Origin of the sequence: Stenotrophomonas beteli (assembly GCF_001431665.1) — a bacterium.
Lineage (GTDB): Bacteria > Pseudomonadota > Gammaproteobacteria > Xanthomonadales > Xanthomonadaceae > Stenotrophomonas > Stenotrophomonas beteli.
On the sequence record NZ_LLXV01000075.1, the window covers coordinates 1 to 11,897 of the forward strand.

The window sequence follows — 11,897 nt, forward strand, 5'->3', positions numbered from 1 at the left end:
ATGCCGCGGACACCCCCGCAAACCCACAGTACCCCGCCTTCGACAGTTCCGCGGTGCTTTGGTAGGTGTCGACCTTGGTCGACACGGTGAACACGGCAACAACCGATGGGGTTAGACGATGGGGTCAGATCCGTTTTCCTCTGGAAAACGGATCTGACCCCGACCATTTCAAATGGCCGACAGTGCGCTGGACGCCAGCGCCGACAACGGCGAGGATGGAGGCTGGTTCTTCTGGCTGGCCCTGCATGGCGCAACGCATCCTTGAACCCGGTGAGATCGAGACGCTCGCCTCGCGCGACGTGCCGCGCATCATCCTGCCTGATACCGGGTCGCTGTTCGCCACACGCGCGGCGCGCCTGCGCAGCCTGGCCGCGCACAGCGCCATCGGCGGTTACCTGCAGCTGCTGGCGGCATTGGCCGATGCACAGCAGGCGCTGCTGGAGGAATTGACACCCCAGCAACGCGAGGCGCTGCAGGACCACGCGCGCGCGCAGCAGTCCAGCGCGGCCGCCAGTGCCGGCATGCCGTTGCGGCCCGCCAACACACTTCATCTGGACGGGCGCTGGCGCGACTGGCTGCGCACGCTGTGCCAGCACTGCGCCGATGAGGCCGGGCTGCCGGCAGAAACGCGCCAGGAGCTGCAACGCGTCGCCGCTGCCGACGACGCCTGGCTGGACGCGCAGGCCCATGCCGTGCTGGAGCGTGATGACGCGCCGTCGGTGGATGCGGTCGCTGCGCTGCTGGTAATGAATGCACTGCAGGTCTACTGGGCGGTGCTGGCGGACAGCTTCCGCCCCACCGACCTGAAACCGTTGGCCGATGCACCCGGCCTGTGCCCGCTGTGCGGCACCCTGCCAGTGGCCAGCATGGTGCAGGCACGCCCGCCCTACGCATCCTACCGCTATCTGTCATGCTCGCTGTGCGCCTGCCAGTGGCACTACGTGCGTGTGCAGTGCAGCCAGTGTGGTGCCGCCGGCAAGGACATCGCCTATCGCGCGCTGGCCGACGTGGACGGTGACAGCGGCGAGGTCGTGCGTGAGAGCGCGGTCCGCGCCGAGACCTGCGACCACTGCCACAGCTATCGCAAGATCCTGTATCTGGAGAAGGACCCGCAGCTGGACCCGGTGGCTGATGACCTCGGCACACTGGCGCTGGATATCCTGCTGGGCGAGGAAGGCTATGCGCGTGCCAGCCAGAACCCGCTGCTGTGGCAGGCCGACGGCGACTGAACCGATGCCACGCACCCCCTCAGCCCAGGCATCTTCGGCAGCCCTGCCCTCGCTGGATCGGCTGCTGCGCCTGCCGGCACTGTCGGCACTGATCGAAGGTCACGGCCGCAGCCGTATCACCCAGCTGCTGCGGTCGCATGTGCAGACGCTGCGTGAACGCATCAGCGCCGGCGCGCTTTCGGCTGAGCATCTGCAGCAGGCAACCGGGGGCCCGGCACTGGTCGCGGCACTCGAGGCGGTACTGGCTGCCGATGCACGCCAGGACCTGCAGCCGATGTTCAATCTGACCGGCACCGTGCTGCACACCAACCTGGGTCGCGCCCTGCTGCCCGAGGCCGCGGTGCTCGCCGTCACCCGCGCGATGAGCGCGCCGGTCGATCTGGAATTTGACATCACCCGTGGTCGTCGCGGCGACCGCGATGCGCGGGTGCAGGCGCTGGTCTGCGAACTCACCGGCGCCGAAGCCGCGACGGTGGTCAACAACAATGCCGCGGCGGTGTTGCTGCTGCTCAACAGCCTGGCCAACCGCCGCGAAGTGGTGGTGTCGCGCGGTGAACTGGTGGAGATCGGCGGCGCCTTCCGCATCCCCGATGTGATGCGCAGCGCCGGTGCGCGGCTGCTGGAAGTGGGCACCACCAACCGTACCCATCCCGCCGATTTCATCAATGCCATCGGCACGCGTACGGCGCTGCTGATGGAGGTGCATGCCAGCAACTACGCCATCACCGGATTTACCGCCAAGGTCGACACTGCGACGATGGCAGGCATCGCGCACGGACACGGCCTGCCGTTGGTCGTTGACCTGGGCAGTGGCAGCCTGTGCGATCTGGCGGCCTTCGGGCTGCCGCACGAGCTCACCGTGCAGGACGCGCTGGCGGCCGGTGCGGACCTGGTCTCGTTCAGCGGCGACAAGCTGCTGGGCGGGCCGCAGGCCGGCATCATTGCCGGCCGCGCCGACCTGATCGCACGGATCAACCGCAATCCGCTCAAGCGTGCGCTGCGCATGGACAAGATGAGCCTGGCTGCGCTGGAAGCGGTGCTGGCCCTGTACCGCGAGCCGGAGCTGCTCGCCCAGCGGTTGCCGACGCTGCGCATCCTGTCGCGCAAGCACGACGATGTTTCTGCGCAGGCGCAGCGCCTGCTGCAGCCGGTGCGCACCGGGCTGGCTGCAGGCTACAGTGTCGAATGTGCAGCGATGCACAGCCAGATCGGCAGCGGTGCGCAGCCACAGGCCCAGCTGGCCAGCGCAGGACTGCGTATCACCTGCACGCGCCGCGGCGGGCTCGATCGCTTGGCCAAGCACCTGCGCCAGCTGCCCCGGCCGGTGCTGGGTCGCATCGCCGAAGACGCGCTGTGGCTGGATCTGCGCTGCCTGGAGAGCGCCGACGAAGCCGCTTTCCTCGCCCAGTGGAGCGCGCTGCAGGCATGATCATCGGCACCGCCGGGCATATCGACCATGGCAAGACAAGCCTGGTGCGGGCACTGACCGGCATCGAAACTGATCGCCTGCAGGAAGAACGTACGCGCGGCATATCGATCGAACTGGGCTACGCCTATGTTCCGGTGGAAAGCAGGGACGTCGAAGGCCCGGCCGCCACACTGGGCTTCGTCGACGTGCCGGGCCATGAGCGCTTCGTGCACACCATGGTGGCCGGCGCCACCGGTATCGACGTTGCCCTGCTGGTGGTCGCCGCCGATGACGGCGTGATGCCGCAGACCCGCGAGCACCTGGCGATCCTGCAGTTGTTGGGCGTGGATCGCGGCGCGGTGGCACTGACCAAGATCGACCGCGTGGACGCTGCGCGCATCGCCCGGGTCGAGAACGAGATCGCCGCCCTGCTGGCCGGAACGCCGCTGCAGGATTCCCCTGTATTCGCCTGCAACAGCACCTCGGCCGATGATGCTGGCATCAACGCATTGCGCGCCCACCTGCACGCATGGGCCGCAGAGGATGCCAACGCGCACCGGGACGAGCCGCGCAGCGAGCTGTTCCGCATGCCGGTGGACCGCGTGTTCTCGCTGGCCGGCCATGGCACGCTGGTGACCGGCGCGGTGCATGGCGGCGTCGCCATGGTTGGCGACCACCTGCAGCTGATGCCGGTCGCCACTGAAGTGCGCATACGCAGCATCCACGCGCAGAACCAGGCCAGCGAACACGCCATGGCAGGACAGCGCTGCGCGTTGAACCTGGCCGCCATCAACCGCGACCACATCCACCGCGGCGACTGGATCGCCGACCCGCGCGCCCTGCTGGCGACCACCCGGATTGACGTGCGGCTGCGCCTTTCCGCGCTGGCCGCGCCGTTGCGCGACTGGACGCCGCTGCACATCCATTGGGGCACGATGCACCGGCAGGCCCATGTGGTGGTGCTGGAAGACGGCGATCCTGGTAACGGGCAACTCGTGCAGCTGGTGTTCGATGCACCGGTCTGTGCGATGTGCGGTGATCGTTTCATCGCCCGTGATTCAGCCGCGACCCACACGCTGGGTGGCGGCGTCGTGCTCGACCCGGACCCGCCACAGCGGCGCCGGCGCAGCCCGGCACGGCTCGCCTGGCTGGGCGCACTGGAGCAGCTGGCCGCAGGTGCGGGAATCGGCCCGCTGTTGCAGCACGCGCCTTTCGGAATACCGATGGCCGCGCTGCAGCGCTACTGCCGGCGCGCCGCTGACCGGATCGATCTGCCTGCAGGCGCGCAGCGTATTGCTACCCGCGAAGACACGGTGATCATCCTCGCCTCGCACTGGCAGGCATTGCGCGAGCAGGTGACCACCTCACTGCGCGGATGGCATGAGCGGCGCCCCGACGAACCCGGTGTCGACAGCGGGCGCCTGCAACGCAGCACCCTGCCCGCGCTTGCAGCGAGCCTCTGGAATGCGCTGCTGCAGGACCTGCTGGCCGATGGCGCGCTGCAACGCGTGGGCGCGTGGTGGCGCCTGCCCGGCCATGACCACGCGCCACCGGAACGCGAACGCCATCTGCTGGACCGCGTGCTGCCACCACTGCACGCCGGTGGCTTCGATCCACCGTGGGTGCGCACCCTGGCTGCCGAGATCGGCCTGGCCGAGGATGACCTGCGCGCCGTCCTGCGCCGGGCGGCGGCACGCGGAGAGCTGTTCCAGATCGTACCGGACCTGTTCTATGCACCGACCCGCATTGCCGAACTCGCCGCGATCGTCGCGCAGCTGTCACACGCCACCGGCACGGTGGACGCGGCAGCGTTTCGCGATGCCATCGGCCTGGGTCGCAAACGCAGCATCCAGATCTTGGAGTTCTTCAATCGCGTTGGCTACACTCGACGCGTCGGTGACCACCATCGGCCGCGCGGCGACCTGCAGTGGAACGCCCCGCACGGTTGAGCGCAGCGGCATCGCCATACTTTCGGAAGGCATGCGCATCCGGGCATGCGGCTGGGCTTCAAACCCAGTAGGGGGCGTCGATCGCTCCCTGGTAGGTTCGACTCCTGCTGCCTTCCGCCATTCGTGTTTCCGCAGGAGATACCGGCATGGCCACGCATGCGCAGTCCCCCACCGCTTCCAGGGCCGAGGCCCCGCCGCGGCTGACCTCGCTGGCCCATGGCGGCGGCTGCGGCTGCAAGATCGCGCCGGGCGTACTGTCCGAACTGCTGCGCGGTATTCCAGCACTGCCCGCACCGGCTGAACTGCTGGTCGGCCGCGAGACCAGCGATGATGCGGCGGTGTACCGGCTGAACGACGGCCAGGCCATCGTCGCCACCACCGATTTCTTCATGCCGATCGTCGACGACCCGTTCGACTTCGGCCGCATCGCCGCCACCAATGCGCTATCGGACCTGTACGCGATGGGTGCGCGCCCACTGTTCGCGCTGGCGATTGTCGGCATGCCGATCAACACGCTGCCGCAGGACACCATCCGCAGCATCCTGCAGGGCGGAGAACGCGCCTGCGCCGACGCCGGCATCGTGGTCGCCGGGGGCCACAGCATCGATTCGGTGGAGCCCATCTACGGCCTGGCCGCGATCGGCGTGCTCGATCCACAGCGACTGAAGCGCAACGCCGATGCCCGCGCCGGTGACGTGCTGGTGCTGGGCAAGCCACTGGGCGTGGGCGTGTATTCGTCGGCACTGAAGAAAGAAGTGCTGGACGCCGACGGCTACCAGCAGATGATCAAGTCGACCACCCGCCTGAACAGCGTGGGCGTGCCGCTGGCCGCGCTGGACGGCGTGCACGCCATGACCGACGTCACCGGCTTCGGCCTGCTCGGCCACCTGCTGGAAGTGTGCCGCGCCAGTGGGGTGGCCGCCGAAGTGGACAGTGCCCAGGTGCCGCTGCTGCCGCAGGCATTGGCGCTGCTGCAGCGTGGCTGCGTAACCGGCGCCTCCAACCGCAACTGGACCTCGTATGGCGCCGACGTGCGCTTCGCCGATGGGTTGCCAGCCCACTGGCAACCGCTGCTGACCGACCCGCAGACCAGCGGCGGCCTGCTGGTGTCGTGTGCCCCGGAGGCAGTGGATGCGGTGCTGGCCTGTTTCCACGACGCGGGGTTCGGCCAGGCCGCCGTGGTCGGGCGGTTGAGCGAAGGCACGCCGGGCGTCCGCGTGGCCTGAAACGAGGAAGGGCGCCCGAAGACGCCCCTCCAGCTTCACTCGATGTTCTGCACCTGCTCGCGGATCTGGTCGATCAGCACCTTCAGCTCCACCGCCGCGTTGGACGTGCGGCTGTCCACCGACTTCGAGCCCAGCGTGTTGGCTTCGCGGTTGAACTCCTGCAGCAGGAAGTCCAGGCGGCGGCCGACCGGCTCGCGCTGCTTGAGCACGCGGCGGATCTCGGCGATGTGACTGCCGAGGCGGTCCAGCTCTTCATCCACGTCCAGCTTCTGCAGCCACAGCACCAGCTCCTGTTCGGCACGCCCCGGGTCGACCGGGTGCGGCAGATCGGCCAGGCGTGCGGCCAGCTTGGCGCGCTGGCCGTCGCGAATGGCCGGAATCAGCGTACGGACCTCGGTGGCAATGCGTTCGATGCCGTCCACGCGCTCGGCGATGGCGGCGGCCAGCTTGCCGCCTTCGCGTTCACGTGCCTCGATGAAGCCATCCAGCACCTGGTCCATCAGGGCCAGCGCCTCGGCCTGCAGGGCGGGGGCATCGGTGGCCTCGCCGCGGGTCACGCCCGGCAGCTGCAGCAGGTCGGTGAAGCTGACCTGCAGGTTGGGGAAATCGGAGGTCAGGCGATGCGCCAGGCGCCCCAGCTGGCCCAGCAGGGCCTCGTCGACCTGCAGGTTGGCGGCCGCTTCCGGCGCGCGCAGGCGCATCACCAGATCCAGCTTGCCGCGGCTCAGGCGTGCGGCGATACGCTCGCGCAGCTGCGGTTCGAGCGCCCGCAGTTCCTCGGGCAGGCGGGTGCCGACCTCCAGGAAGCGGTGATTGACCGAGCGCAGCTCGCAGCCCAGCGTGCCCCACGGGGTGACCCGCTCGCCGCCGGCATAGGCGGTCATGCTTCGAATCATGGAATGTGTCCGGTGCGTGCAAAGGGGGAATGGTACCCTAGCGCCCTCACCAGAGCCCCCTTGCCCGCCCCGTGAAGGCCGCGGGCGTGGCGGCGTACTCCCTCGCCATTACGGAACCCGCACCATGTCCGATTCCCGCCCCAGCGGCCGCCAGCCCGACCAGCTCCGCCCGGTCGTCATCCAACGCGGCTTCACCCGCCATGCCGAAGGTTCGGTGCTGGTGTGCTTCGGCGAAACCCGCGTGCTGTGCACCGCCAGCGTCGAGAACCGCGTACCGGGCTTCCTGCGCGGCAAGGGCGAAGGCTGGGTCACCGCCGAATACGGCATGCTGCCGCGCGCCACCCACACCCGCAGCGACCGCGAAGCGGCGCGTGGCAAGCAGGGCGGCCGCACGCTGGAGATCCAGCGCCTGATCGGCCGCAGCCTGCGTGCCTGCGTGGACCGCAACGCGCTGGGCGAACGCACCATCACCCTCGACTGCGACGTGCTGCAGGCCGACGGCGGCACCCGCACCGCCGCCATCACCGGCGCCTACGTGGCCCTGGTCGATGCGGTGAACGTGCTGCTCAAGCGTGGCGACATCAAGCGCAACCCGGTCCTGGGCGCAGTGGCCGCGGTGTCGGTGGGCGTGTACCGCGGCACCCCGGTGCTGGACCTGGACTACGCCGAAGACAGCGACTGCGACACCGACATGAACGTGGTGATGAACGACGGTGGCGGCTTCATCGAGCTGCAGGGCACCGCCGAAGGCCATGCCTTCCGCCGCGACGAACTGGACGCGCTGCTGGGCCTGGCCGAGAAGGGCGTGGCCGAACTACTGGCCGCGCAGCAGGCGGCGCTGTCTGCATGAACCGGCGCCTTGCCCTGACCACCCTGGTGGTGGCCGACTATGACGAAGCCATTGCCTGGTACACCGGCAAGCTCGGCTTCACGCTGCTGGAGGACATCGACCAGGGCCACAAGCGCTGGGTGGTGGTCGGCCCGGCCGACGGCAGCGCCGCGGCCCTTCTGCTGGCACGCGCCAGCGACGAGGAACAGCGCAGCCGCATCGGCAACCAGACCGGTGGCCGCGTTGCCTTCTTCCTCAACACCGATGACTTCCACCGCGATCACGCGGCGATGCTGGCCGCCGGCGTCGAGTTCCTGGAAGCACCGCGCGAAGAACCCTATGCAACGGTCGCAGTGTTCCGCGACCTGTATGGCAACACCTGGGACCTGCTGGAGCCCCGCTCATGAAGAAACTGGTACTGGCCAGCCACAACGCCGGCAAGCTGGTGGAGATGCAGGAGATCCTCGCCGACCTGCCGCTGCAGATCACCTCGGCCGCCGAACTGGGCCTGGGCGACGTCGAGGAGACCGGCCTGACCTTCGTCGAGAACGCGCTGCTGAAGGCACGCGCGGCCTGCGCAGCAACCGGCCTGCCGGCGCTGGCCGATGATTCGGGCCTGATCGTCGATGCGCTCGGCGGCGCGCCGGGACTGTACAGCGCGCGCTATGCCGGCCACCCGACCAACGCCGCGGCCAACAACGCCAAGCTGCTGGAGGCGATGGCCGCGGTGCCCGACGGCGAGCGCAGCGCGCGCTTCTACGCGGTGATCGTGCTGCTGCGCCACGCCACCGACCCGCAGCCGTTGATCTGCGAAGGCCGCTGGGAAGGCCAGATCATCCGCGAGCTGCGTGGCACGAACGGCTTTGGCTACAACCCGGTGTTCCTCGATACCACCCACGGCCTGACCGCGGCGGAAATGGAGCCGGCGCTGAAGAACGCCATCAGCCACCGCGCCATTGCCCTGCAGCAGCTCAAGCAGCAGCTGGCGACGCTGTACTGACGCCACCCGATCGAACCAGGGAAGCCGGCCAGCGGCCGGCACTACCGAAGAAGCCCATGCCGCACGCCCACGACCACTGCAACCACCTGCCCGGCGAAGCCTGCTCCGCTGACCATGACAGCCCGCCGCGACTGGTGCCGCCGCCGCTGTCGCTGTACGTGCACCTGCCGTGGTGCGTGCGCAAATGCCCCTACTGCGATTTCAATTCACACCAGGCCAAGGGTGAACTGCCGTTCGACGCTTACATCGACGCGCTGCTGCGCGACCTCGACCAGGACCTGCCGCTGGTCTGGGGCCGGGTGGTGCACAGCGTGTTCTTCGGCGGCGGCACGCCCAGCCTGTTCCCGCCCGAAGCGATCGACCGCTTCCTGCAGCAGGCCAGCGCGCGCCTGCGCTTCGCGCCGAATGCCGAGATCACCCTGGAAACCAACCCGGGCACTGCCGAGCATGGCCGCTTCGACCGCTACCGTGCGGCCGGCGTGAACCGGCTCAGCTTCGGCATCCAGAGTTTCGACGATGCGATGCTCAAGCGCCTGGGCCGCATCCACGACAGTGGAGAAGCCGAGCGCGCAGTGAAAATGGCGCAGGACGCGGGCTATGACAACTTCAACATCGACCTGATGTACGCCCTGCCGGAGCAGACCCTGGCCGGTGCCGAGGCTGACCTGGAGCGTGCGTTCGCGCTGCAGCCGGCGCACATCTCGCACTACCAGCTGACCCTGGAGCCGAACACGGTGTTCTTCGCGCGGCCGCCGCAGGGCATTCCCGATGAAGACAACGCCTGGGACATGCAGGAACACTGCCAGGCACTGCTGGCCCAGGCCGGTTTCGGCCAGTACGAGGTCAGCGCCTATGCCCGCCCCGGCCGGCAGAGTGCGCACAACCTGAACTACTGGCGCTTCGGCGATTACCTGGGCATCGGTGCCGGCGCGCACGGCAAGATCAGTTCCGGCGCCGAAGAGCATGTGCTGCGGCGTTGGAAGCTGAAGCACCCGCAGGCCTATCTGGACAGTGCGGGCACCCCGGCCTCGTTCGGTGGCGATGAGGTGATCGCGCCGGAGCGACTGCCGTTCGAGTACATGCTCAACCTGCTGCGCCTGCACGAAGGTTTCAGCCTGCGCGATTTCGAATCGCGTACCGGCCTGCCGCGCAGCGTGCTGGACGCAGCGCTGGCCGAGGCCGTCCAGCGCGGGTGGCTGCACGTGGCCGACGGTCACGTACAACCGACCGAACTGGGCCGCCGTTTCACCAACGATGTGGTGAGCCTGTTCCTGGAGGAATAATCCCTCCGCCGTAACCGGTAGTGCCGGCCGCACATCAGGACCCTGCCCGGCGGATGCGATTCTCGTTCAGCCTAAAGTAGCGCCGACCTCGGCCGACACGGTAGATTCTCCAGATCGATCCGCGGGAATCCGGGTACCGCCTGCCGATGTCAGCTGTCTTCTCCCTTACCTCCGCCGACAAGAACCGCCTGGCCGCCGCCGAGCTGCCGCCGCGGGTGCGCGATCTGCTGGGCGCACTGATCGGCCTGTGCCGACAGGCACTGGCCGCGCCACTGATCCTGACCGTGGAAGCGCTGGAACAGACCCTGCTGCACGACGCCGACCGCGCCCGCAATCCGGCGCAGCAGGCCGACCTGATGGCCCAGCGCGGCCAGCTGCACGCCTTCGCCGGCCACTTCGCGGATCGCGTGCTTGATGCCCTAGCCGAGTCGCTGGCACGGCTGCGCGAGCCGGCCAGCGCCGTCGCGCCTGCCACGCCCGGCCCGGCCCTGCCACGCATGCAGGGGCTGTCGCTGGTCGCCGAGCACGACGTGGATCGCGACCTGCTGCTGACCGAAATGGTGCGGCGTGAAACCCAGCGCTCGACCAACGCGCTGAACCTGCTGGGCCAGCGCCTGGGCGTGCTGGCCGCCGCACCGGCATTCGAGACTGACACCCTGCCGCTGGCACCGCAGGCGCTGTGCCAGATCGTGCGCCGGCTGGCCGAACAGGATGCGCTTGGCGCGGAGATCCAGCTGGCGCTGTACCGCAGCTTCGAACGCCAGGTACTGGAGCGCCTGGGCGATGTGCTGGATCGCGCCAACGCCCTGCTGGCCCAGCACGGCATCCTGCCGGGGCTGGTCTACACGCCCTACCTGGCGCGCTCATCCAGCACGCGGCGGATCATCACCCAGTCGGTGGGCGGCGGTCGCGCCACGCAGCCGGCCCGGCAGGCCGCCGCACCGCTGACCGGTTGGAATGGCGCTGCCCCGGCCGGCTCGTGGTCGCATCTGGTACAGGACACCGTCAACGACGCGGGCGGCGGCACTGCCGTCGGCGTGACCGCCTCCACTGGCGGCGCCCTGCATGAGCTGCTGCAGCAGGCCCGCCACGCAGCGACTGCCCCGGTTGAAACCGGCGCCGTCCCCAGCGCCGCCGTCGACGCAGTGCTCGCTCGCCTGCAGGCCCAGGCCAGTGCCGCCATCGGCGTGACCGACCTGCAGGCAGCGGTGGTCGCCCAGCTGCGCAGCGAGCATGGCACTCAGGCCCAGCTGGCCAGTCACGACCGCGACAATCTCGATCTGCTGCGCATGCTGATGCAGCAGGTGCAGCAGCGGCAGCGCCCCGACCCGGTACCGGCCGCCCTGCTGGCGCGCCTGCAGGTGCCGCTGGCCCGCGCGGCAATGGCCGACCCTGGCTTCTTCGTGCGCGACGAACACCCCGCGCGCGAGCTGCTCAACCAGATCGCCGAAGTCGGTGCGCACTGGCTGGCCGACGATGATGTCGACCCCCAGCTGCTGCAGCGCATGGCGCAGAGCGTGCAGGGCCTGCTCGCCCAGGATGCGCGATCGCCAGAGGCGTTCGCCGCTGCCAACGAGGACGTGCAGCAGCACCAGCGCGCCGCAGCGCACCGCGCCGAGCTGGCCGAGCGCCGCCATGTCGAAGCGGCCCGCGGCAAGGAACGCCTCGAGCTGGCGCGCCGCCAGGCCAACGCACAGATCGACCAGTGCTGTGATGCACAGCAGCCGCCCCGTTTCGTGCAGTCCCTGCTGCGCCAGGCCTGGGCCGATGCACTGACCCTGACCCGCCTGCGGCATGGCGACGATTCGCCGCAGTGGCAGGAGCGCCTGCAACAGACCGCACGCATCGCGGCGGTCACCGCCCAGGCGGCCGACGCCCCCGTCGGCACCGATGCCGCGCTGGCCGCCGATGTGGAAGCCGCACTGGTCCAGGTCGGGTACCACGCCGAGGAGGCCGCCGCCGTTGCGCGGCGCCTGTCGACACCCGGCGGCGAAGACGAAACGACCTCACGTACCGAACTGAGCGCCCGCCTGAAAGCGCGTGCGCGCCTGGGCGAGCACGCGCTTTCAGGCGGGCG

General features: G+C 69.3%; 10 protein-coding genes and 1 tRNA gene. 10 read left to right on the plus strand and 1 reads right to left on the minus strand.

Annotation, left to right across the window (positions count from 1 at the left end; genetic code table 11):
* Positions 1–245: 245 nt before the first annotated feature.
* From fdhE to selD, 5 genes are all read left to right on the plus strand, one after another.
* The gene (fdhE, locus tag ARC23_RS17670) at positions 246–1,229 is read left to right on the plus strand and encodes a formate dehydrogenase accessory protein FdhE (protein WP_057498409.1); all 984 of its coding nucleotides are present in this window, start codon (positions 246–248) and stop codon (positions 1,227–1,229) included.
* Between the two features lie 4 nt (positions 1,230–1,233).
* Positions 1,234–2,658, plus strand: coding sequence for an L-seryl-tRNA(Sec) selenium transferase (gene selA / locus ARC23_RS17675; protein ID WP_057498410.1), 1,425 nt, complete (start codon positions 1,234–1,236; stop codon positions 2,656–2,658).
* The gene (gene selB / locus ARC23_RS17680; RefSeq protein WP_057498418.1) at positions 2,655–4,586 is read left to right on the plus strand and encodes a selenocysteine-specific translation elongation factor; all 1,932 of its coding nucleotides are present in this window, start codon (positions 2,655–2,657) and stop codon (positions 4,584–4,586) included. Before selA ends, selB begins: the two co-directional genes overlap by 4 nt.
* A 24-nt stretch (positions 4,587–4,610) precedes the next feature.
* Positions 4,611–4,706, plus strand: a tRNA-Sec gene (locus ARC23_RS17685).
* A gap of 26 nt (positions 4,707–4,732) precedes the next feature.
* Positions 4,733–5,812 carry a selenide, water dikinase SelD gene (gene selD / locus ARC23_RS17690; protein WP_057498411.1) on the plus strand — a complete coding sequence of 360 codons (1,080 nt, stop codon included), beginning with the start codon at positions 4,733–4,735 and terminating at the stop codon, positions 5,810–5,812.
* A gap of 35 nt (positions 5,813–5,847) precedes the next feature.
* Here the strand turns inward: selD and ARC23_RS17695 are convergent, their stop codons facing one another.
* Entirely contained in the window at positions 5,848–6,708 is an 861-nt protein-coding gene (locus tag ARC23_RS17695; RefSeq protein ID WP_057498412.1) for a YicC/YloC family endoribonuclease, read from the minus strand.
* 124 nt (positions 6,709–6,832) lie between these two features.
* Here ARC23_RS17695 and rph point away from each other — a divergent pair, with 124 nt between their 5' ends.
* From rph to ARC23_RS17720, 5 genes are all read left to right on the plus strand, one after another.
* Positions 6,833–7,558: a ribonuclease PH gene (rph, locus tag ARC23_RS17700; RefSeq protein ID WP_057498413.1), complete on the plus strand. Its 726-nt coding sequence runs from the start codon at positions 6,833–6,835 to the stop codon at positions 7,556–7,558.
* Positions 7,555–7,944, plus strand: a complete 390-nt coding sequence (locus ARC23_RS17705; RefSeq protein WP_057498414.1) for a VOC family protein — start codon at positions 7,555–7,557, stop codon at positions 7,942–7,944. Before rph ends, ARC23_RS17705 begins: the two co-directional genes overlap by 4 nt.
* A complete protein-coding gene (gene rdgB, locus ARC23_RS17710; RefSeq protein ID WP_057498415.1) occupies positions 7,941–8,537 on the plus strand; it encodes an RdgB/HAM1 family non-canonical purine NTP pyrophosphatase in 597 nt (198 codons plus the stop codon). Before ARC23_RS17705 ends, rdgB begins: the two co-directional genes overlap by 4 nt.
* A gap of 56 nt (positions 8,538–8,593) precedes the next feature.
* Positions 8,594–9,820 (plus strand): radical SAM family heme chaperone HemW, encoded by a 1,227-nt coding sequence (gene hemW / locus ARC23_RS17715; protein WP_057498416.1) that lies wholly within the window; start codon positions 8,594–8,596, stop codon positions 9,818–9,820.
* Positions 9,821–9,966: 146 nt separating this feature from the next.
* On the plus strand, positions 9,967–11,897 hold a 1,931-nt coding region (locus ARC23_RS17720), incomplete at its 3' end, for a DUF1631 family protein (RefSeq protein WP_057498417.1).